This window comes from Larkinella terrae (genome assembly GCF_009668025.1).
GTDB lineage: Bacteria > Bacteroidota > Bacteroidia > Cytophagales > Spirosomataceae > Larkinella > Larkinella terrae.
Genome location: NZ_WJXZ01000013.1, coordinates 80,582 through 103,940 on the forward strand (window position 1 = coordinate 80,582; position 23,359 = coordinate 103,940).

Sequence of the window (23,359 nt, forward strand, 5' to 3'; positions counted from 1 at the left end):
TAAGCTAATTAGCGGGTTTGACCGGTTGTTGACTGAGCCGCGGTTGGCGCCTGCGCCACCGCAGTCGAATCACCAACGACTTTTACAACGGCCCCATCCCGCAGTTTCTGGATACCTTCTGTCACAATTTTATCTCCTTCACGAATACCGTCTTTCACCACGATATTGGGTCCTATGCGGTTTCCAAGCGAGATTTTCCGCTGAAATACCTTGCTGCTGTCGCCCAGCACATAAACAAAATATTCGCTCATCTGCTCGGTTACGGCTTTGTACGGAATCAGCAGACGCTGACCCGAATCGCTGTTCAGCACCCGAACGTTTCCATTCATACCGGATTTCAGCATATTTTGATTGTTAGCGAAAAACAACCGCACCTTGAGCGTTCCGGTTTGCGGATCGACGGCGCGATCGATGATGCCGATTTTTCCCGCAGCTTTGTAGGGTTTGCCATCGGGTAACATAAAGACAAAGGTTGAATCGGTAATTTTCCGGTTTTGAAACCGTACGAATCGGGGAATATCCGTCTCATCGACCGCAATATCGACTGCCACCGGGTTGTCCGACGAAATCGTGTTTAACAATGTCTGGCCCGGCGACACGGCAGCGCCGAGCTTAACCTGCGAAATTCCGATCGTTCCGGTCAAGGGTGCTTTAATGGTGGCGTATTGCAAACTGGTTGATACCCGCGACACGTTCGCTTTCGCAGCGGCAACCTGCATTTTGGCTGATTCCAGAGCGGCCTCAGCGTTATCGACCACCTGACGCGCAATGGCATCCTGCTTGGCGAGCGTTTCGTAGCGATCGGCGTCTTTCTGGGCCCGGTTTAAATTCGCCTGAGCCACGTTGACATTGGCGACAGCCTCGTCGTAATTGGCTTGATATTGCTGTTTATCAATCTCATACAACTTCTGGCCTTTCGAAACGATCTGGCCTTCCGTGAAGAAAATCCCAGTGATATAACCGGCCACCTGCGGGTAAATTTCCACCTGATTCAATGGAGTCACCGTAGCCGGATATTCATCGTAATACACGGCGGTCCCCTGACTGGCAACGGCTACTGCGACTGCCGTTGGCGGTGGAGGTCCTTGCTGAGCCTGTTTTTTATCTCCTCCGCACGACATCAGGCCGGACAACAGCACGAGTGGTATTAAAAAAGTATGCAGAAAACTCTTCATCCGAAAAATCAATTGATATGCTTAAATTTCCTTTTTAGTATTTCTCAACCGTGCCCAAAGCCCGTTGCACGTCCAGTTTGCTGACGAGCACCTGGTAAAGCGCGTTGAAGTAGGTCAGCTGGGTAGTGCGCAGATCGTTCTGGGCGATGATCACATCGAGGTAAGCCCTGACACCCGAGCGGTATTGCAATTGAATAACGCGATATACATCGGTTGCTAGTTCGAGATTTTCCTGCAGAGCCCGGTAATTCGCCAGATTGCCCTTGTAATTCGCCATCGCCTGACGGTATTCTGTTGTGACTGTATTCGACAAATTGGTTAAATCCCACTGCGAACGTTGCAATCTTAATTCCGCAATCCGGGTTTCCTGCACACGTTTTCCGCCCTGATAAATGGGCAAGGCCACCGTTAAACCGACGAGCGAGTTGGGGAAATTCCGGCTGTATAATTTGGCAAATTCACTATTCTGGAAGACGAAATTATAACTCGCCGACGCCGAAACGGTCGGTAAATACGCCCATTTATTGTAGGAAACGTTGGCTTTCAAAAGCTCCTGCTGCGTCCGAAGTAACTGAAATTCAATCCGGCTTTCCGGTTTTACCAGCTGCATCGTGTCGATGTAAACTTCATTGGCCAGTTGGAGCGTATCGTAGGCCACTTTCAATTCGGCATTGGCCGGATAGCCCATCAACTGCTTGAGTAACTGCGCTTTCCCGCCAATCTGCTCCTGCGCCTGTTTGCGCTGGGCCCGTGAATTGTTCAGCGCAATGGAAGCCCGTTTGTAGTCCGTCCGGTCAACCAAACCGCTCTTGTACTGATTGGTGGCATCCTGCAAACTCCGCTCCAGACGTACAATGTCGCCGTCCAGAATATCAACCTGTTTTTGGGTAAGAATCAGATCATAAAAAGCTTTGCTGACATTGACCGTTACGTCGATCTGGTTATTGACTAACGACTGGCGGGCCTGCTCCCGGTACGTATCGGCCGTTCGGCTGGCCAGCAGCACATCCCGGTTAAAAATATTTTGGCTAAGTGCAAATTGAAAATTCGACAGGTTGGCAACCCCGGTGGTCACGGCGACCCGCTCCGGAGAAGTTGGGTTGCTGAAATTCGGGAAGAGCGAAACGGGTAATTTCAGATATCGCTGGAGGTTGTATGCGCCGGAAATTTGGGGCAACCAGCTCGATAATGTACTGCGGATGGTACGTTCGGCGATCTGTTGGTCAATCTCAGCCTGTTTGATAACCGGCTGATGCTGAAGGGCATACTGTACACAACTTTGTAAAGTAGCCTGTTGTAACGTGGAATCAGTAGACTGTTGCGAATACGAAAGATAGGGCCCGAAGCTAATCAGGCAGGCAATCAGGTACTTTTTCGCTACTATCATATAAGTATACGGCGCAATTATCCTTTTTAAAACTGCACTTGGGGAATGCAAACTGTATTGAATACATATTGAAAGTTTTAAATGGTTCCGGAAAAGTGAAAAGTTTATTAAACAGCCATTTTTACAAATACATTTCAATTTGCTTACTTAGCTCTTCAACAGCGGTTTCTCCGGGTATTATTAAATCAGCCTGGGTATAAAAAAACCGGCGGTCGGTGTATTTCTGACGCAGATTTTCCAGCAAAGTGGGGTCCTGTCGGTTGAAAAGCGGCCGGTCGTCGAGATTGTGCCGCAGCATCCGGTCGAGCAATTGTTCCGGCGCGACATCCAGAAAAATACTGAACCCAGTCTCTTTGATGTACGCCATATTATTGTGGAAGCAGGGCATCCCCCCTCCCGTTGCCACTACCAGCCGACTTCCGGGCTTGATTGTGTGCAACACCCAGCTTTCGACTTCACGAAAATAAGCTTCCCCGTCCGTCTGGAAAATGTCGTTGATGCTCCGCCCGCCTTCTTTACGAATGATCAGTTTATCGGTATCAACAAACCGGTAGGCCAGATGCCGGGCCAGCCGTTTTCCGAGCGTGCTTTTCCCAGAAGACGGCATTCCGACCAGAAAAATATTCTTCATTTATAAAGACCTGTAGACCAAACTCTTAATTACTTTTTCAGCAAGGCGACAGCTTCTTCCGGGGTCGGCGTATCGCTGTGGTGCCATTTACCTTTCACCACGCCGTTGCTGATGAGCCACAAACCGGGGTTGGATCGAACGATGGTTTTCAAAACCGTCGCATCCGCTTTGTAAACCGGTATGGCGAGTTGGTATTCGTGCCGGAAATCATTGATTTCCTTATCGCTCACCGACGTCAGAATCATCGGCATCACCTGTTTATCCTCCACGCCCTGCATCAACTTTCGGATGTTGGGCATATCACCAATGCTCAGGTCTTCCAAATCACGAATAATGAGCATCAATTTATTTCCTTCAAAGGTAGCCTGGGTAAAATCGCCTTCGTCGTTCCAAACCCGGTAATCCGTAATTTTGGGCTTGGCCGATTCATTCAGCAGAATCATTTCTTTGAATTTATACGTCGTATCGGTCGGATACTTCTCAAATTCTTCTTCCTTTCCGTCTTTCACCATTTTATAGGAAAACCGCAAGGGTTCAGAGGGTTGCATCTGCGACGGAATGTTTTTACCGACCGCGTACGGCAATAAATCCAGGGGTGGCAGATGCTGGATGGCGTAGATGCCGATACCAATTGATAACACCGTCGCCAGCCCAACCAGAAAACCGGTGCGGGAATTGCGGAAAACCTTGCGTTGCCAGATAATAACCAGAATCAACACCAGCAGAAAAATGTCCTTGCTGAATGATGTCCACGGTTTTAGCTTGATCGCATCGCCGAAACAGCCGCAATCCGTCACTTTATTAAAATACGCCGAATAGAAGGTCAGGAAAGTAAAAAAGACGATCAAGGCCAGCAACACCCAGGAGGTGGTCCTGATCCGGTACGACAGCAGCAGGGCAACTCCCAAAACGACCTCGGATGCGCAGAAAAAAACCGATAAAATCAAGGTAAAGGGAATCAGGCCGTGAAAAAAACCGGCCATCGCGGGCACATCCAGCGCAAAAACTTCAAAATATTCGGTGAGCTTAATCTGAGTACCTACCGGATCATTGATCTTGATCAGGCCGGAAAAAATGAAAATGACGGCAACGATAAAGCGGGCCGATTGCGCCACAACGCGCTGCCAGGTGGCCGGTTTATGGGTCACCACGGCACGGGTTTTACTAGAATTCATTCAGGTACAGAGGTTTATACTACGCTCAATTTGATTAAACAGAACACGGCATAATTAATCATGTCCATGTAGTTTGCATCGACGCCTTCCGAAATCAGGGTTTTGCCCTCATTATCTTCAATCTGTTTCGTCCGAAGCAATTTCATCAGTATAATATCCGTCATTGAACTCACCCGCATCTCGCGCCAGGCTTCGCCGTAATCGTGGTTTTTGGCAAATAATAATGCCATAACGTGATCGATCTGGCGATCGTATAATTCGGTAATGGCTTCTACCGTTAATTCCAGTTCTTCGCTATCGGCCAGTTCCAGTTGAATGAGCGCCATCACGCAATAGTTGATGATACCCATAAACTCAGGCACAACACCCTCATCCACGCGCTGGGTTCCGAGTTGCTGTAAAGTACGAATCCTTTGAGCTTTGATGTAAATCTGGTCAGTAATCGAAGGCAGTCGCAAAATGCGCCAGGCCGTACCGTAGTCTTTATTCTTTTTCTGGAAAACCTCTTTGCAGAGTTGAATGACTTGCCGATATTGAGCTTCGGTTTGCAACATAAGTTGTAATCTACAGTATTGTGCCCGCTAATTTCATGCCGAAAGTTAAGAAAAAAACACTCAATCTGCGGGGAAATGTTCTGGATCTGACCACGCCGGTGGTGATGGGAATACTGAATGTGACGACGGATTCGTTCTATGCAAACAGCCGGGTCTTGTCTGTCGATCAGGCAGTTGAACAGGCCGGAATCATGATTTCGGAAGGTGCTGCATTGCTGGATATTGGTGGTTATTCCACCCGGCCGGGGGCGGCAGATATTGGTTCACAGGAAGAGTCTGAAAGGATATTGCCAATCATTGAAGCGCTACGGAAGGCTTTCAGCAACGTCTGGCTTTCGGTCGATACCTTCCGGGCAAGCGTGACCCGTCAGGCCGTTGAAGCTGGTGCGGTACTGGTGAACGATGTGTCGGGCGGAACACTCGATCCGCAGATGTTTGAAACCGTGGCCGACCTGAATGTTCCGTACGTATTAATGCACATGCGCGGCACTCCGCAGACTATGACGCAGCATACGGCTTATCAGAATCTTATACCGGATATTCTGTTCGAGACCCAGATGCAGTTGGCAAAGCTGCGGGCACTTGGCCAGAACGACGTGTTGATCGATCCCGGTTTTGGATTCGCCAAAACGCCCGCACAGAACTTTCAGGTTCTGAACCAACTCGAGGCATTTCAAACATTCGGCGCTCCACTGCTGGTGGGCCTTTCGCGCAAATCGACTATCTGGCGAACCCTGAACATTCAGCCCGCCGAAGCCCTGAACGGCACCACGGTTTTGAACACGATAGCCCTGACGAAAGGAGCGGATATTTTACGGGTGCACGATGTGCGGGAAGCGGTCGAAGTAATTCAATTAGTGAGTCATTGTCGGTCAGCCGCTTAAATCGGAAAACCGCCACCGAAACTTAAATCTCTATTATGAAAATTGGTTTTCTCGATATCGAATGGTTTGACGTACTGGATGTCCTGTTGCTGGCTTTTCTCCTCTACCAGATTTATTTTTTGGTAAAAGGCACCATCGCCAGCCGGATCTTTCTGGGGTATTTGCTGATCTACCTGCTTTATCTGGTTGCAAAAGCCATCGGTCTCGAGTTATTGACCACCATTTTAGGATACTTTATCAGCGTGGGTGCGCTGGCTCTGATCATCATTTTCCAGCAGGAAATTCGCCGGTTTTTGCTCATCATCGGGAAATCGACCAACATCGCCAACAGCCGTTTTGTTCTGCGGTGGTTTCGCCAGCCGTCGGTCGCCGAGCCAGCTACACCGCTGAAACCCATCGTGGATGCCTGTAAATCCATCTCTTCCGAATTCACCGGCGGTTTGATTGTGGTAGCCAAAAACGACGATCTCGAAAAATTCATTCTGACCGGCGACCGCCTGGATGCCCTGATCTCCAAACGATTGCTGTTATCCATTGCCGGCCAATACAGCCCGCTGCGCGATGGCGCCGTGATCATTTCTGAAGACCGGATTCGGGCCGCCCGCTGCATTCTGCCCATTTCCGAAAACGACGAAATTCTGACCTCCACCGGTTTTCGGCACCGGGCCGCCATCGGCATTAGCGAAGTCACGGATGCTGCTGCGATTGCCATTTCCGAGGAAACCGGTCGCATTTCAATGGCCATCGATGGCGAATTGTATCCCAACATTTCTTCCTCTGAACTCGAAGATAAGCTTCAGCAGTATTTAATTGAACGAAATCGGATTCCGAAACGGGAAGGAGGAAAAGACGCGCCGGTTGAATAAAACATGTTACCCATTTAGTTATTTAATTAACTAAAAATCAACTGAATTCCGGTTGCTTCAACTAAAAAAACCGCTAGCTAACTTTGGGAATTTAATTGGGCAGTCGCCTATGTATTTTTCACCCTGTCAGCGTAAACTGTGTCGGATTTGAACAAATGGCCCACTAAACTACGACGAAGGTTATGCTAACGCAATGTGAATACAATCAACTGCCTTTACCGGCGAAAACCGATCTGCTTTGGCGACATGGACAGCACCTCATGGATCGGCAGTCACCACCATTCAAGGTTAGCCTTTACCTGGTCAGCGATTTCTTTGTCGAAGCCTATTTTAGCGAAAGCAACTATTACGAAGGCAATCACGAACTTCTGCATTTGTTCTCCCTGCAACTGAAAAGCCGTCATAAATCGAAAAACCTGGACCCTTTTGAACCGTATCTGGATCAGATCGACCTCAGGCTGCTCGAACAGGTTTAGGCTTATCTCTCTCCAGCCCGGAATTCCATCACCAGTTTTTTCGAAGGCTCAGATAAAGCCCCGTACTGTTTTTATACAGCTTTCCCTGATCCGTTGCGACAGAAACCGCAGCCTGCATCCCGTTCCAGATTGAAACCGGTAAATGGACGGTTGCCAGTGACGAAAACTGTCGGACTCTTCCGTCAAAAGGGGCAAAATACGTTCCGTAATTATGGCTCAATGAGCACTTTAATTCAAAAACGTAGCGCTGCCGAAAACTTCCCGAAACTCCGAAGTGCATGACCCGGACCCGGTTGTTATTGGTAAATGCGAGTAACTGACTGCTGTAATAACGGGGCAATTCCGGGTCGGTATCAATGGCCGGGGTAATAAATGGCGTCCCGATGGTTCTCCCCTGATACGACCACCCATCGATATATTGACCATGATTAAAATAATTATCCGCCCCGCGATCTTTATCCCGATCACCAAACGATGATCCGCCCTGACTTTTTGTGAATAAAAATTCGGCAACTACCGTCTGAATTCGCCAGTTTCCTGACGCCGGTTTGGTGTTCTGGAAACGGATTCCGTTCAAACCGTCGGCAATGTTCGTCAAATAATAAAGTGAACCATCGTCGTAAATATTCTGCCGATAGAAAAGCAGGGTGTACGAACGCGCTTGGATGTCAAAACCGATGTCAATCGTTCCCAGGTGATTCCCGAGTCGGTTTCCCCGATCATTTTTACTGTATTCAGTCGTATCGATATTATCGCCTTTAGCCGCCAGTGAAATGCCCGTAACGGCATTGATGTAATTTTTAAAACCGCTCGGAAAACGCCCGTTTTTGATCAGTTTGTAGCCCACAATCTGGTCGCTGCGACCGGCCCATTGCACCTGGTGATTAAATCCGGCATACAATCTGACTTTCCAGTTCGGTTTGCCCAATCGAGCGTACAAAGCCTTCTGATGCAAATATGAATGCGTCACCGGGCCTTTATTGCCAAACCAGCCGTGCGCAAACATCCCGCGAAAGGAGATTACCCCTTTTGTGAATCCGACTGGCGTATAGTCGGCCAGAGAAATTTGAATTTTCGGCATGGGCAACGCATTCCCCGACCAGATATACGAGCCCGATCCCAGCGATGTGGAGTCGGCCAATCCGACGGTCTCCCGCCGTCGGCCTGCGACAAATTCAAGTCCCCAGATTTTGCCTTTGACATAAGCTTCCGGAACGAGAAAGGTGGATTTTGCAGCTACATTGCCCACCAACTCAAGCCCGTACCCCCAGGAAGCACTTTTAAATTTCCCCGAATCACTTTTTACCGGTGTCGCCGGACGGAAACCGTAGTTGGCACTAATCCCAGCCCTAGCCTGCAGAAATGGCGACGAATTTGGAAAAATTCCGTATTGATTGGATCGCAGCCAGAATGGCGTTCGGCTGGCAGTGCTGCCGCTGACACCCCATTCCATGAAGATTTTAACAGGTGATTTTTTAGTGGAATGTTCAATTCGGGTTGAATCCTGCCCGTAAACGTAAGACGATAAGAAGAGCAGGCTCAATCCGGCGAAAAAGGAACTATTCATACAGAATTACGTGAAGAAACCGGTTCGGTTTACTTTAGACGCCATTCGTAACGATAAGTAATCCCTTTCTGAGTAACAAACTTAAATAAAATACAAATAGCCCATTTGACTGCATCCGGGAGTGATTTCCAGTTGCATCCAAATGGGCTATTTCGGACGGTAAACTGCTTATTTCGCAGCTATTTTACCGGCGGCAACATCGGCGAGCGAATCCGCCCCGACCAACTTTTTGTATAAAGTCAGCGCCTGCGCCACCACCTGATCCATGTTGTAGTACCGGTACGTACCCAGTCGACCGACAAAATGGACATTTTCCTGCTGATCGGCCAGTTGCTTGTATTTCCGGTAGAGTTCCGCGTTTTCGGGCATCGGAACCGGGTAATAAGGATCACCCTCCGACTGCGGGTATTCAAACGTGATGCTGGTTTTGGTCGGGTGCTCCTGACCCGTCAAATGCTTGTATTCCGTGATCCGGGTGTAAGCATTATCGTTCGGGTAGTTGACCACGGCCACCGGCTGATGCCATTCTTCGTTGAGCGTTTTGTGCTCGAAATGCAGCGAACGGTACGGCAGTTTGCCAAAACAGTGGTCGAAATATTCGTCAACCGGGCCGGTGTAAATCAACTGGTCGTATGACAAATTGTCTTTCACGTCCTTAAAATCGGTGCTGAGCATGAGCGTAATGTTCGGATGATCGACCATTTTCTCGAACATCTTCGTAAAACCATGTAACGGCATTGACTGGAACTCATCCCCAAAATACCGGTCGTCCTGATTGGTCCGGGTCGGAATCCGCGACGTCACGGATTTGTCCAGTTCCGAGGGGTACACACCCCATTGTTTTTTGGTATAATTCTTAAAAAATTTCTCGTAAAGGTCACGACCAACCTGGCTAACTACTACATCCTCAGACGTTTTAATATCGTCGACCGGTTCGCCAACAGTTTTGAAGTATTCGGCCAGTTCTTCCGAGGTGAAGTTTTTTCCGTACAGTTTATTTACCGTATCCAGGTTAATCGGGATGGGTAACAACTGCCCTTCCACCGATGCCAGCACCCGGTGTTCGTAGGGCCGCCATTCCGTAAAATTGGACAGATAACCGAATACTTCCGGCGAATTGGTGTGAAAGATGTGCGGACCGTACAGGTGGATTAAAATACCGTCTTCGTTGTAATAATCGTAAGCGTTTCCGCCGATGTGGGGGCGTTTGTCAATTACCAGAACTTTCTTCCCGGACTGGCTGGCCAATCGCTCAGCCAACACACTACCGGCATATCCGGCTCCAACAATTGCAAAATCGTAATGCTGCATAAATTGAAAAAAGGTGGTTTTTTAGTATGCTTAAAAGTAATAATTTTTATTCATTCGACCGTTGAAATGCGCATTTCCTTATCTAACGTATCCGGTACTTACGACGAATCTCATTGATCAGAAATTTTTTCTGGGTCGTAAAACTCTCCGGATGTACTTGCAGAAATTCCGTTTTCCAGGCATCGTACCGACTGGGTTCGTGTTTTTTGAATTGATTTTCGTCAATATTTTTCCCGGATAAATACTCTTCAAAAGTCATTATTTCAGACGTTAAACCAACGATAAGCGAATAAGGAAGGAGATTTTGAGTAAAGCGATTTTTCGGTCCTGACAAATTGGCGGTTTTGCGCCCTTGATCCGGGCTGGTATACAATTTGAAAGTTGCATCTACAACTAAACAGATTCATGCTATGGAATTTCAATTTGTAACCGATACCGGATCGGACTCAATTCCCGGCGGAATCACCGATCAGGATGCGCCCCTGCTGGACGCGTATTCCAATACGGTGGTAAATGTAGCGAAAAAAGTAAGTCCGTCGATTGTTCAGATCAAAGTAAGCGGACGCGCCAAAGAGGGTTCGCAACCCACGCGCGGACGCGGGTCGCAGGATGGCGGCACCGGTTCCGGTTTTATTATTTCATCGGATGGCTACGTCATTACGAATAACCACGTAGTGGCCGGTGCATCCAAAATTGAGGTGGCGCTGCCCGACGGTCGGGATTTCGTGGCTACGCTGATTGGCCGCGATCCGGCAACCGACATTGCCGTCATTAAAATCTACGGAGAGGGCCTGAAAGCCATCCGGTTTGCCGATTCCAAACAGGTTCAGGTTGGGCAAATCGCCATCGCGGTCGGCAATCCATACGGTTTTCAGTATTCCGTTACGGCGGGCGTGGTCAGTGCCCTGGGCCGGACGCTTCGGTCGGAATCCGGTCGGCTGATCGACGATGTTATCCAGACGGATGCTGCCCTGAATCCGGGTAATTCGGGCGGGCCGCTGGTCAATTCGCAGGGCGATGTCATTGGCGTCAATACCGCCGTCATTCTGCCCGCTCAGGGCATATGTTTTGCAGTTTCGTCCAATTTGGCGGCTCTGGTGGCCGGAAAGCTGATTATGCATGGCCGCGTCCGTCGCGGTTATCTGGGAATTTCGGGACAACTCATTAACCTGACCGAACGCATCAAACAATACAATCACCTGAACGCCAAAACCGGTGTCATCGTGGTGAGTACGGAAGCCGATGGCGTTTCGTATAATTCGGAGCTTCAGCAGGGTGATATTATCGTTGAATTCAACCAGCAGGCCGTTACATCCGTTGATGATCTGCACAAATTACTGACGGAAGAAACCATCGGCCAACGCATTCCGATGGCGGTTTTACGGGAAAATTTCCGTCAGAACATTGTCGTGATTCCGGGTGAAGTTAAATAAATCACAGTAAAAACCGTGAACATTGAAACCGCTAATCCGGCCTTCCTTGTCCACGGTTTTTAACAATTTGAACTTTTCAGGATCGGTTTAAAACCGCCCTGATCTTGTTAATCTTCCCGACCTTCTTTCCGGTTGGCATCGGCCATTCGCACGATTTTCGGCGTAAACTTCGCCAAAACCGACACCAGATCATGTTGAGCACCGATCACCGTTTCGATGTTTTTATACACCATCGGTGCTTCGTCCAAATCACCGCCAATCAGCTCGATTCCAGCCTCCTGCAGAGCTTTGTTCAATTGCGAGCGCGTAATTGAATTGAATGCCTTCGTCCGCGACATTAACCGCCCCGCTCCGTGCGAAGCCGACTGAAGCGAATTCACCTCTCCCCGACCACGCACCACAAAACCGGGTTGCGTCATCGATCCCGGGATGATTCCCAGCACATTGGCTCCAGCGGGCGTTGCGCCTTTTCGATGCACCATCACCTCCCGACCATCGGGCAGTTGTTCTTTCCACGCAAAGTTGTGGTGGTTTTCGACCATCGCCAGCGGTTTTTGGCCTAGCGCTTTCGCCAGTTTCGCGTGAATCTCGTGGTGATTGGCCGAGGCATACTCGCCTGCCAGATTCATTGCAATCCAGTATTCCTGACCTTCCTCGGTATTCAGATCGAGCCAGGCCAAATGGGCGGCCGGTTTAGGCAATCGGGTTTTCTGCATCGCGAGTTTGGAGTAATAATTTGCAACCGACCCGCCGAATCCCCGTGAACCCGAATGCGAAAGCAAAGCCAGGTATTCGCCCGGCGGCAGGTTCAGTTGCTCGTCGGATTCGTATACCTCGACCAGGCCCCATTCCACAAAATGGTTTCCGGTTCCGGAGCTTCCCAATTGCCGGTAAGCTTTGTCTTTCAAATCCCGGATTACCTTCGTGGCCTGCCACTCCGGCAAATCCATCACGCTTTCGTCGAATTTCTCGCGGGTTTCGCCCCCAATGCCAAACTTGGTTTTCTCTACCAGCGATTTCTTCAGCAAATGCGGTTCACGTTTGAAAAAAGCGGCCGGCAAGTCAAACACCGACAGACACATCCGGCACGCAATGTCAACGCCAACGGCGTACGGAATGATTGTGTCCGCTTCCGTAGCCAGCACCCCACCGATCGGCAAACCGTACCCCTGATGCGCGTCGGGCATCAACGCTCCCGCTACTGAAATAGGCAGTCTGGCGGCCATTTCCATTTGCTTCAACGCCCCATCTTCGATGTATTCGCGACCGAAAACCGCATACGGCAAGGATTCGGATCGCAGGTCGAATGCCTGCTGCGACTGCGGACCGGACGATTCGAAAACGTATGGAGCAGGCTCGGCGGGTAAATACGTTTTGCCGGTTTCGCTCAAGGGTACCGCAATTCCCTGCTTGTTCAGGTCGTAAATCGCCCGCGCGAGGTTGGTTACCTTATTTTTCGAAAAAGCATATTTTTTAGGATTTTCCAGCATTTGGGCCAGCAACTCCAGTACTTTTTCTTTGGCGTAGTTACGATGTTGAACCAGCCCGTTGGCCACCCGCAAAAAACCGGTATGCAACGACTCCGGGATTGGGCCCAACACCAGAATATCTTCCAGTAAAATCAATGATTCCATAAATGTATTTGAATATGCTGCATTCAGAAACGAAAACACTGTCGAATGGAGATTGAGCTTTAAGAGCAATAAATACTGATTTTGTATGATTTTAAAGCAAATAACCGCTAAACATCCACGACCGGTTTGGCTACCTGCCTATCGACGGCAACAAAGGTTAGAGTCAACTGCGCAGTCTTTTTGCGCAGTTCTACTTTTTTTAAGTATTTTTCAAAAAATCTTCCCAAACCGGATGCCCGTCAACCGAAATGCCCTCGTTCGTTACAAAACGCTGGATGCCTGTCTGCGCAACCGGCAGCGTTTGTGGACGCTCGACGACCTGATCGAAACCGTGTCTGAAGCGCTATACGAATACGAAGGAATTGACAAAGGAATCAGCCGACGCACCATTCAGGCCGACCTGCAAATGATGCGTAGCGATAAACTCGGCTATTTTGCGCCAATCATCGTGGTCGATAAAAAATACTACACCTACGATGACCCGACTTATAGCATAACCAACATCCCGCTGTCCGACGGCGATCTGGTACGGATGAACGAAGCTGTTGAAATGTTAAAGCAGTTCAGGGGCTTTTCGCATTTTACATCGCTCAACGAAGTGGTTCAGAAACTCGAAGATCATGTGTATTCGACCGTTCGGAAATCGGCTCCGGTTATTGATTTTGAGAAAAATGAAGGTTTAAAAGGACTGCACTTTCTGGAAGAACTCTATCAGGCCGTCGTGCAGAAAAAGGCTTTGCAGATTCAATATCAATCCTTTTCGGCGCGCCAGCCGCAGTTTATTACCTTCCACGTTTGGTGGCTGAAGGAATTTAAAAACCGCTGGTTTGCGGCCGGCATTCGCGATGAGGATGAAAAACAGGTCATTATGCACCTGGCATTGGACCGAATGCTCACCGTTCAACCGGCACCGGAAACGGACTACAAGCCCAATCAAACGACGGATGCAGACCGGTATTACCGAGATGTCATCGGCGTATCGGTGAGTGAAAACCTGCGGCCGATTCGGATAAAACTCTTCGTGACCCGCCTGCACTCCCCCTATGTAGAAACCAAACCGCTTCATCATTCCCAGCGGACTTTGGAGCGAACGCCGGAAGGTATTGTGATTGAGCTTCTGGTGCAGCACAATTTTGAGCTGGAAAAAGAGATTCTGGGGTTCGGCGACGGAATGATTGTTCTCGCCCCCGAACGACTGCGGCTGGCGATCCGGCAGCGTTTACAGGCCGGTTTGAGTGCGTACGATACGCCGGAAAAACCGGTTCAAAAAATAGGGTGACCACTTTTGCCGACGGTTGGTCAACAAAGACGATCACCCCAATTCAGAATCCTCTGGCCAGTAAATTACTCCTTATTTCGACTTCTGCTGTTCAAAAACGTACACGCCCTTTTTGTTCCCGATCGTCACATCCGGCAGTTTATCGCCGTTGATATCTTCGACGGTTACGTGCAGGCCCACCCCGGAATTGTTGTCGATTTCGTGGGGAGTCCAGCTTGGATTTTTACCGGGCTTGAATTCATACCAGTACAAAACCGAAGGTTCGTCGCGACCCGGATCGTTATTCGTGTTGTTGTGCGCAAAATACCGCTTACCGGTTACCAGATCGGGCTTTTTGTCGCCATTCATATCGACAAAAGCCAGTCCGTGGGTTTGAGAAATTGACTTGTCAATCTCGTGCGTTGTCCAGGTCGGGTTGCCCTGGGCGTCTTTCCCCTGTTCATGCCACCAGATTCCGTACTTGTGCGCCGATGAACTGATTACGTCGTTCAAACCATCCCCATTGACATCATAAATATACATTTGGGCGCACTCCTCGCCCAGTTTTGCGGGGTGAAACGTCCAGTTGCTACGTTTCGCATCGGTTTGTCCTTCCCACCAGCCGGTGTGGATGACAACGTCCATTTTTCGGTCTCCGTTGATGTCGCCCAGACCTAAACCGTGGGTAAATTGGTGCGTCCCCATCGTTCCTTCGCCCTTGCTGATCACAAATTTTTCCCACTCATCGCTAAAATTATTATCCGGCGACCGCAGCCAGATGATTTCCTTCGCTGTCGGATCGTTGCAAAGCAGGTCTTTCCGGCCGTCACCGTCCATATCGATAAACAGCGGAGATTCATTGCCCACTGACGAATGAATGGGGTGGACCGGCCAGATGCCGGGTTGATTCTTCGGGTTTTCGTGCCAGACCGCCGATTTTCCGGGGAAGTCGATCCGGATCATGTCAATCCAACCGTCCTTGTTGACATCCATCGCAAAATTCAGGAAGGAATTGCTGTAGCCCGTCATGTACGAAAACTTTTCGGGTTTGGCCAGTTCGTGGGGTGTCCATGAGGGTGCTTCGAACCAGTAGGCTCCGGCCATCACGTCCTTCTTTCCGTCTTTATTCACATCCCCGACGGTGGCGCCTTCGGCAATAAAATCCTGCGTCAGCGCCGACTTTTTGAATTTGAGTTCAGCCGCTTTGTTTCCCTTATCTGGGCTGTTGCTCACCAGCACGCCCAGCGCCAGACTGCTGCCGAGAATCAGACCCAGTTTATTCAATGAATGCGTTTTTTTTGCGCTACGTGTCATCCTGATCATGTTGAAATGGTAATACCGTGTGTGGTTTATCAGTTTATGGTTTAAGGATTACCTACAGAAACTTCAACCATTAACGCTGAGCTATAAGAGACAGTCTAAAATTTATTTTCTCTTTCTTTGGTCTGCCCCCAACCCCCTAAAGGGGCTTTAATCAACATTTCAAAGCCCCCTTTAGGGGGTTGGGGGCAAAGTGGAAAGGGAAAATCTGAATTTTGGACTGCCTTTAAACTTTAAACTATAAATCCATTCACTATCCCTACGGTTTTGAAAGGGCAAAGTTGGAAAAAGCTACTTAACACTCAGCAAATAGGTCACCAGAGCATAGAAATCTTTTTCGGGAATCGTGTGTCTGAACTGGTCGGGCATCAGCGTAAACTTCGAGGCTTTGTATTCTTTCATATCCGCTTTGGCTACCGAAAACTCTTTCCCGTCGGGGCTGGCGAACACCATGACCTCACCCTCGGTCCGGCGGTATAAACCGGTTTGGGTTTGCCCATTTTTAAGCACGATATTATAGGTCCGGAACGCTTCGGAAATACTCCGGTTCGGGTCCAGAATTTTTTCGGTCAGCGCTTTTTGGCCCCAATTCCCAATGCCGTCGAGTTGAGGACCGACCAAACCGCCCGTTCCCTTGATCTGGTGGCACATGCTGCAATTCAACAGGAACACGTCCCGGCCGCCGGTCGGTGCATTCACCATATCAGTCAAACCGGCCAGACGAGCTTTGATCAGTTTCTCCCGTTCCTCCCGCTCACTGGCTCCGCTCGCCTGAATTTCCGTCAATAGTTTTTGCTGATCGGGGCGCGCTTTGGCCGTAATCCGCTCACTGACAGATACTTCGGATAACACATCCACGCCAAGCTGTTCATTTTTCAAAGCCGCAATCAAGTAATTGATTCCTTCCGGCGAATTGGCCAAAACGGATGCGATGACGACTTGCAGCGGTCGTGCGCTCCCCGACAAGCCTTTTTCAAGCGACTCGTAAACGGTCGCGGAAGAAATCTGTCCCAACGAAGTAGCCAGTTTCTGCCGTAAGCCCAGCGATTCCGAACGGTCCGCAAAAACCGTAGCCAGCAAAGCCGAATTTTCTTTCGGGTCCATGTTCACCAACGCTTCCGCCGACGCCATCCGGACGCGATCATCGATCCATCGGGATTGCACCAGCTTCTGCAAAGCCGGTTCCAGCGTCGTGATTTTGTATTTTCCGGCCATTTCGGCGGCCTGAGCGCGCTGGTCGGCCAGATCCGTTGGACTTCTGGTCACCTCAAAAACCGCCGGCTCCAATTTTCCAAAACCGATCGTGCTGGTTCGAGAACTATCGACCACTTCGAGGTAACCCCGCTGCCCTTTGTAGGCACTTAAATCCAGGTTTGCCCGTTTGATCTGGTCATTTTTCACGGCGGCTTTTTTCTGGTATGCCCGGTATTCCGCGACAATTTTATCTGAACCCGCCAGCCGAACCCGAATGGCATTTTTCGACGTACCGATTTTCGAATCACTACTCAGAATATCAATGTCGTACACATTTAGCTGCAGGGACGGCGGCAGATCGAACGGTTTGGAATAGAGTTTCGAAATGGGCGCCCGCTGACCCACCAGCATCGTGACGGCCGGAATGCCATCGGTAGCCAGATCGTTCACCACAACCCATTGCCCCGTTTCTCCCGACTTATCCAATGAGCGGATTTTCCAGGTATCGGTCGCTTCCGAAATACCGGAAAGGGTTCGTTTGGCGAGTTCAATCCCCCATTCTTTCATTTGCGGACTCGCAACTGCACCACTTTGGGCAATGCCTCCCAGGGCGGTTCGATGCAGGATAAACTGGCGATCAAAATCGTTGGCAAACTTTTTCTGAAGCACCGAAATCATTTCCTCCATGCGGGAAGCAGGCAAATACCGGCTAATATAAGCGACGTAGTCAGTCAGTTGTGCAGCGGGCAACCGATCGTTTCGAAGTTCATTCAATACGAAAGCAGCGCCTGCCGGAGTGGGCACATCCGTCATTGCCTTGGCCAGCAGCGCCCGTTGCGAGTCTGTCCAGTTCCGACCGGCTACTTCGGATAAAACGGATTTATTTCGCAGGGAATTGCGAATAGCGATGGTAGTGGTATACCGCAAATGCGAATCGTCCGAGCTGGTTTTCTCGTACAGATCACACAACAAGGGCAGATCGGCGATTTCTGGATACTTGCCCAGAACGGCCGCGGCTGTCCGCTGAATATCCGGATTTGAACTCGCCAGCGCCTGGGTTACCAATTTGCGATTCTGAGTATTCAGATCCTTTCGCTCCATCGAAACCCGCAGTGCGTGAATCTGGATCAGCGGGTCGGCGCTGGTCAATGCGGTTTTTAACGCATCGTCCGGTAAGGCGTTCAGGCGGTTCAGAATCCACAGGCCCTGCACGTAGGTTTTCGGATCAACCGCAGCAGTTTGCATCATCTGCCGCACCGGCTCAACGGCTTTCATTTGCCAGACATCCACCAGCCGGTCGGCAATTTTCATCCGAACGTTCAATTGCGGGTGATTCAATCCGGCAACCAGTTCCGGCAGGCTGGCCTTCGACCAGTCTTTGACGGGCAAATTTTCGTGCGGTTTTTTGCCGGTATACGTAATTTTCCAGATGCGGCCACTGATGCGGTCCCGGCCAGGGTGGCTGAGCGACACCTCGTAATGACCGATAATCCGGTTGTAAAAATCGGCGATATAGAGCGCGCCGTCCGGCCCCACTTTGATGTCGACCGGGCGGAACCAAGGATCGTCGCTCCGCAGAAAATCGGCTTCGCGTTTGGAAACCGGCGTCGAGCCTTTGAACGAAACCGTGTTCCGGTTGATCTGGCAGGTTACGACATCGCCGTTGAAAAAACTGTGGCGGTATTCTTCCGGGAATTGCAAACCCGTGTAATATACCAGCCCCGCAATGGCCGTCGAACCCAGATCGTAGCTCATCATTTCCGGCGCAAAACCGATGGCGGGAGCCTTTTTACCGAAATGCGGGTATTCGGCACCAAAGATGAGCTGGTAAATCGGTTTTGAGTGACAATCGACCGAGTACAAATAACCCGATTCATCGTAGGCGTATCCAAACGGATTGACGCGCCCGAACGTGGTTTGCTCCACCCGGCTCCCATCGGGTCGGAACCGGAACGTGTTGCCGGAAACCATCGTGATCGAATCGCCGTCCGTTCCAGCCACACTGGAAGTGTTTGTGAAACCGTGGCAGGCGTACACCCATCCGTCGAATCCGCGAATCAGGTTGTTGACCATGCCGTGCGTATCCTTGTGACCAAATTCACCTAAAACTGTCTTTTGCTGATCGGATTTATCGTCGCCGTTGGTGTCCTTAAAATGCGTCAGGTTCGGGATGCTAAAGGCAATGGCACCGTCGGTAACGGGCAATATACCGATGGGAATGTTGAGCTTATTGTTAAAAGGCGTAATCCGGTCGGCTTTGCCATCGCCGTTGGTATCTTCCAGAATCGTAATCCGGTCTTTGCCATCTCCCGGCGCAGCGGGCAGCGGATATTCCGATGACTGCGTCACCCACAACCGCCCCCGATCGTCGAATTCCATGTTCATGGGTTTCGTGATGTCCGGTTCGGAAGCAAATAAGGTCACTTCGAAACCTTCGGGCAGCGTAAAGCCCAGCCGCTCCTCTTCGGGCGTTCGGAATTCTGTCGTCCGGACGTTGTTGGCAAACTTGGCTTTCTCCTTCGCCTGCTCGCTTTCTTTTCGGGGCCGATTACAGCCTTGTGCGTAGAGCAACAACAATCCGGTACAGCAGACAATCAGCTTGTTGTTCAGCAATTGATTCATCGTAGACTTTTGATTTATAATGGGTATGAATGGAAGAAAGACTTCAATCACCAATAACTATTTCCACGAAAATAGTCCGATTTACCGGTTATTTGCTAGTACTATTATTCAATATTTTAATGTAATTATTCAATCAAATTTCCCTCAATTCCGTGCTATCCGGCAAGCGCGTTTATTCCTTCAATTCATTATAGATACTAAAACACAAGGAAAACCGACCCGGTTTTCCATTACTTATTATAAACAGTTTCGTACTGAAATCTACTATTCGTCAACTTATAGAATTTGCAAATCGGAGAAACGACATAAAATACGGAATGCCAAACGAATGGCATTCCCTTCGGGTCATCCATCCATTTGGCATTCGAATGTTAGTTCTGTTTCGTAAAACCGGTTTTTCGGTGATTACGAAGCGCCAGTTTTACTTCTCGTTGAAGAATATTTCCAGCCCATCTTTCCCGGCCACGATAATATCCGGCCGGCCGGTTCCGCGCAGATCGGCGAGAGCAAAATAGATTCCGGTGCCTTTGCCTTTACCCGGTTGCCCGTATGCAATGGTGTGTTTCACAAATTCTTTCCCATTCCAGGTGAAGTAATAAAGTCCCACATCGTCATACGCTCCGGCGTCGCCATCGTTATGCGCCCGGTAACGTTTGCCGGTGATGAGTTCGGGCTTTTTGTCGCCGTCGAGGTCGGCCCATTCCAGCACGTGGTATTGCGAGGCTTTTTCATCGATGCTGTGCTTTTTCCAGCCCCGTTTTCCGCTTTCCATCGTCTGTTCGTACCAGTGCAAACCGTAGCCGTGCCCCTGACCAACGATCAGGTCGTTGCGCTTGTCGCCGTTTACATCGACCACCAGAATCGGAACGCTGGCTGTTCCCAGCTCAAATTCCGGGTGAAGCGTCCACGGGCCTTTTTCACGGTCGACCGGCGCTTCGAGCCAGCCTTTACTGACGATAAAATCACTGCGTCCGTCCCCATTTACGTCGCCCAGGCCCAGGCCGTGGTCCTGCGTCGGAGCAACATCGACCTGCCTGAACGTTCCGCCTTTTTCGAGCTTGAAGTATTTGAGCGGATGTCTTGGATTATTCGGTACAATTTCGACCGTACCGTCACCGTCCACATCCCAGGCGCGGGTCGTTTCCACATTACCCACTTTCCCGATCTGGTGAACCGGCCACATGTCTTTTTTGCCGACACCCGGGTTTTCGAGCCACTTCAGGTCTTCGCCAAACCAGCCGCCCGTTACCACGTCGATATTTCCGTCGGCATTGACATCCAGCGGGATAGACGAGAAATCGTCGTAATACTGGTCGTAACGTTTCTGGTTACCAATCAAATACCGCTTGCGGAATAATGCCTTCGGATCGGCCGAATTTTCGTACCAGAAATCCCCGGAAACCAGATCCGGCCGACCGTCCTTGTTGACGTCCATGACGCCCACCGATTCGTAGCTTTCGGCTGCCACAAAATACCGGCTAAACTGAATGTCTTTGGAGTCGGTTGCCAGCGACACAAAACCGGCCAAACCGATGGCGAACATACTTATTTTCATATCCGCAAGTTTATAAATAATCCCGCTTAATTACTCTACCCAAAGTACCAGGCCCTTTAAATAACCGCCTTCCGGATGAAATAAATTGACCGGGTGATCGGCGGGCTGGCTCAAATGGTGCATAACCCTGACCTGCCGCCCGGCTTCGATGGCGGCTGCGACCACGGTATTGTAAAACAACTCGCGATCAATCACCTGCGAACATGAAAAGGTGAAAAGAATGCCCCCTTTGGCCACTCGACGCAATCCCTCGGCATTCAGCCGTTTGTATCCCTGAACCGCCCGGTGCCTCGCCGAAAGGCTCTTGGCATAAGCCGGGGGGTCCAACACCACGACGTCATAATACTCGTCGTGCGCATGGAGGTATTTCATCACGTCGTCAGCAAACGCTTCGTGGCGGTTTGCGAGCGCGGTTTCGCCAAAATTGAGAGCTACATTGCGATTGGTCAGGTCAATGGCTTTCTGGGAAGCATCCACGGAGTGAACCAGCGTCGCACCAGCATTTAGTGCATACACCGAAAAACCGCCCGAATAACAGAACGCATTCAGGACTTTTTTCCCGGCCGAATACTGCGCCAGCAGGTTCCGATTGTCGCGTTGATCGAGAAAAAAACCGGTTTTTTGCCCGCTGATCCAGTCAACCAAAAACCGGTGACCGTTTTCGGTGACTTCATGCGGCACGTCGGCTCTTCCGTAACGATACGCATTCTGGACAGTGGCTCCGTATTCGTCGGGGAGTGTTTCGGCGCTTTTGTCATAAACCGCAATCAGTTGATCCCCAAAGACATTCTTCAGGGCCTCCGTGATCAGGTTGCGTTCGCGGTGCATGCCAATGGAATGCGCCTGAAGAACCGCCACGCCGTTGTACATATCGATAATCAGCCCCGTACAACCGTCGCCTTCGCCATGAACCAGCCGGTAACAATTCGTATCGGGCGGTAAAATAGCGGTTCGGAAGTTTCGGATGGCGGTTAATTTTGTTGTCCAATATGCCACATCGGGAACAACCGGCGTGAACGAGAAAATCCGGACCAGAATGCTGCCGTTGTGAAAATGGCCGGTAGCCAGGTACTTCCCCTTTTTATCAACAACTTCCACCACATCACCATCGACCGGCTGACCTTCGGTCTGGGCCACGGCTCCGGAAAACACCCAGGGATGAAACCGTCGAATGGCTTCCTCGCGCCCGGAACGCAAAACTAATTTGGCTAAACTCATATACATTCGCTCGTTATTCGGGCGAAACTACGAAAATCATCGTCCCAAATGCAATTTGGAAGCCTACTCAGTCTTCGCTTCGCACGTTAAATAAGCGCTTTAGCCAGCTCTTTTTTTCCTCGGTTTCCTGCTTCTGATCGTCGTCGGAATCGTTGAAATCTGCCAGCTTATTCAAATCCGGTTGCCCCGCATCCACCCAACTGGTGTACCAGAAATCACCCACCATCTTCACCGACGCCCGCATTTGCCGCTCGACCTGACCACGCAGCCGATCGTGGTATTTCCGGGAAAACTCGTCGGAATACACCTTTGTCGTCACACCATTGCGCTCCTCAAAACCGTATTTCCGGGTTTCGCCCACCTGTCCGGTCAATTCCTGCTCCAGGTGCAACACCGAATCCAGCGCGGCATGGGCATCGAAAACCGCCCGCCAGGCGGTTTTCTGGGGCGAATTGAGGTAAGCCGCCGGACCGATAAAGAAATCATATTCCTGGCTGAATAACTCCGGCAACCGCGATTCCCAGAATCCGTGAATACCCTGTTGACCCGTCAGTTGCCCGTTGTAATTGCGGGTGGTATCCAACGGCACGTTCGCATCGGCAATGTAATGGCCCAAATCCGCCGAAATTTTCAGGATGCGTCGGGCATCGCGGGCTTTGAAGGCTTCGGTCAATTGAAATTTGGCCAACTGAATGTGCCACGGAACAATTCCGTGCAAAGCCAGGGTATCAGCTCCGTATTGTTCGGTTGCCTGCTTCCACGAACGCGGCAAGGTGTTTTTTAAGGTATCCGGGTAAGCATCCAGATCAATAAAGTGCCGGGGCGCTTCCCCAACCACTGCATACCGCCTTCGATCCGGATTCACGGCGTTTTCAGTCAGATAGTCAATGTGTTTTTTGTAAAAGCCCAGCATCTCCGGTGGTAAGGTAAACACCGCCAGTCGGTTAATCCGTTTGTGGGCAAAAAAGCCCCAGTGAGGACTACGAACTGGAAAAGCATTTAGTACCGTTGCAAAAAAAAATGAAACAAAAACTTGATTCAAAATATTTATAAGATACCTTTGTTCAAACATGGTACTTTATCAAGGAAAGATTAAACT

General features: G+C 50.1%; 18 protein-coding genes. 5 read left to right on the forward strand and 13 right to left on the reverse strand.

Going from position 1 to position 23,359, the window contains the following annotated elements:
- Positions 1-8 precede the first annotated feature (8 nt).
- The 5 genes from GJJ30_RS20820 to GJJ30_RS20840 all read right to left on the reverse strand — a co-directional run bounded on the left by GJJ30_RS20820 (position 9) and on the right by GJJ30_RS20840 (position 4,922).
- On the reverse strand, positions 9-1,175 hold the full coding sequence (locus GJJ30_RS20820) for an efflux RND transporter periplasmic adaptor subunit (protein ID WP_154177122.1): 1,167 nt from the start codon (positions 1,173-1,175) through the stop codon (positions 9-11).
- A gap of 34 nt (positions 1,176-1,209) precedes the next feature.
- Entirely contained in the window at positions 1,210-2,562 is a 1,353-nt protein-coding gene (locus GJJ30_RS20825; RefSeq protein ID WP_154177123.1) for a TolC family protein, read from the reverse strand.
- A gap of 121 nt (positions 2,563-2,683) precedes the next feature.
- A complete protein-coding gene (locus GJJ30_RS20830; RefSeq protein ID WP_154177124.1) occupies positions 2,684-3,193 on the reverse strand; it encodes a shikimate kinase in 510 nt (169 codons plus the stop codon).
- Between the two features lie 29 nt (positions 3,194-3,222).
- Positions 3,223-4,368, reverse strand: coding sequence for a BT_3928 family protein (locus tag GJJ30_RS20835; RefSeq protein WP_154177125.1), 1,146 nt, complete (start codon positions 4,366-4,368; stop codon positions 3,223-3,225).
- Positions 4,369-4,382: 14 nt separating this feature from the next.
- Positions 4,383-4,922 (reverse strand): DUF1599 domain-containing protein, encoded by a 540-nt coding sequence (locus GJJ30_RS20840; RefSeq protein ID WP_154177126.1) that lies wholly within the window; start codon positions 4,920-4,922, stop codon positions 4,383-4,385.
- A gap of 35 nt (positions 4,923-4,957) precedes the next feature.
- On the opposite strand from GJJ30_RS20840, the gene folP reads away from it, so the two are divergent.
- The 3 genes from folP to GJJ30_RS20855 all read left to right on the forward strand — a co-directional run bounded on the left by folP (position 4,958) and on the right by GJJ30_RS20855 (position 7,148).
- Positions 4,958-5,806 (forward strand): dihydropteroate synthase, encoded by an 849-nt coding sequence (gene folP / locus GJJ30_RS20845; RefSeq protein ID WP_154177127.1) that lies wholly within the window; start codon positions 4,958-4,960, stop codon positions 5,804-5,806.
- 35 nt (positions 5,807-5,841) lie between these two features.
- Positions 5,842-6,672, forward strand: coding sequence for a diadenylate cyclase CdaA (gene cdaA, locus GJJ30_RS20850; protein ID WP_154177128.1), 831 nt, complete (start codon positions 5,842-5,844; stop codon positions 6,670-6,672).
- 182 nt (positions 6,673-6,854) lie between these two features.
- Complete coding sequence (locus tag GJJ30_RS20855; RefSeq protein WP_154177129.1) at positions 6,855-7,148, forward strand: hypothetical protein; 294 nt, start codon at positions 6,855-6,857, stop codon at positions 7,146-7,148.
- A gap of 28 nt (positions 7,149-7,176) precedes the next feature.
- Here the strand turns inward: GJJ30_RS20855 and GJJ30_RS20860 are convergent, their stop codons facing one another.
- A complete protein-coding gene (locus tag GJJ30_RS20860) occupies positions 7,177-8,715 on the reverse strand; it encodes a capsule assembly Wzi family protein (protein ID WP_154177130.1) in 1,539 nt (512 codons plus the stop codon).
- A gap of 168 nt (positions 8,716-8,883) precedes the next feature.
- On the reverse strand, positions 8,884-10,026 hold the full coding sequence (gene glf / locus GJJ30_RS20865; protein WP_154177131.1) for a UDP-galactopyranose mutase: 1,143 nt from the start codon (positions 10,024-10,026) through the stop codon (positions 8,884-8,886).
- Between the two features lie 410 nt (positions 10,027-10,436).
- On the opposite strand from glf, the gene GJJ30_RS20870 reads away from it, so the two are divergent.
- Positions 10,437-11,459 (forward strand): S1C family serine protease, encoded by a 1,023-nt coding sequence (locus tag GJJ30_RS20870; protein WP_154177132.1) that lies wholly within the window; start codon positions 10,437-10,439, stop codon positions 11,457-11,459.
- A gap of 107 nt (positions 11,460-11,566) precedes the next feature.
- On the opposite strand, the gene GJJ30_RS20875 is transcribed toward GJJ30_RS20870, so the two are convergent.
- Positions 11,567-13,093, reverse strand: coding sequence for an RtcB family protein (locus GJJ30_RS20875; protein WP_154177133.1), 1,527 nt, complete (start codon positions 13,091-13,093; stop codon positions 11,567-11,569).
- Between the two features lie 232 nt (positions 13,094-13,325).
- On the opposite strand from GJJ30_RS20875, the gene GJJ30_RS20880 reads away from it, so the two are divergent.
- Entirely contained in the window at positions 13,326-14,372 is a 1,047-nt protein-coding gene (locus GJJ30_RS20880) for a helix-turn-helix transcriptional regulator (RefSeq protein ID WP_154177134.1), read from the forward strand.
- Between the two features lie 72 nt (positions 14,373-14,444).
- Here the strand turns inward: GJJ30_RS20880 and GJJ30_RS20885 are convergent, their stop codons facing one another.
- The 5 genes from GJJ30_RS20885 to GJJ30_RS20905 form a co-directional block, all read right to left on the reverse strand.
- Positions 14,445-15,665: an FG-GAP repeat domain-containing protein gene (locus GJJ30_RS20885; protein WP_154177135.1), complete on the reverse strand. Its 1,221-nt coding sequence runs from the start codon at positions 15,663-15,665 to the stop codon at positions 14,445-14,447.
- A 297-nt stretch (positions 15,666-15,962) separates the two neighbouring features.
- Positions 15,963-19,487: a PVC-type heme-binding CxxCH protein gene (locus GJJ30_RS20890; RefSeq protein ID WP_154177136.1), complete on the reverse strand. Its 3,525-nt coding sequence runs from the start codon at positions 19,485-19,487 to the stop codon at positions 15,963-15,965.
- 421 nt (positions 19,488-19,908) lie between these two features.
- Positions 19,909-21,042, reverse strand: a complete 1,134-nt coding sequence (locus tag GJJ30_RS20895) for an FG-GAP repeat domain-containing protein (RefSeq protein ID WP_154177137.1) — start codon at positions 21,040-21,042, stop codon at positions 19,909-19,911.
- A 30-nt stretch (positions 21,043-21,072) separates the two neighbouring features.
- Positions 21,073-22,260 (reverse strand): class I SAM-dependent rRNA methyltransferase, encoded by a 1,188-nt coding sequence (locus GJJ30_RS20900; RefSeq protein WP_154177138.1) that lies wholly within the window; start codon positions 22,258-22,260, stop codon positions 21,073-21,075.
- Between the two features lie 67 nt (positions 22,261-22,327).
- On the reverse strand, positions 22,328-23,332 hold the full coding sequence (locus tag GJJ30_RS20905; protein WP_154177139.1) for a zinc dependent phospholipase C family protein: 1,005 nt from the start codon (positions 23,330-23,332) through the stop codon (positions 22,328-22,330).
- Between the last annotated feature and the right edge of the window lie 27 nt (positions 23,333-23,359).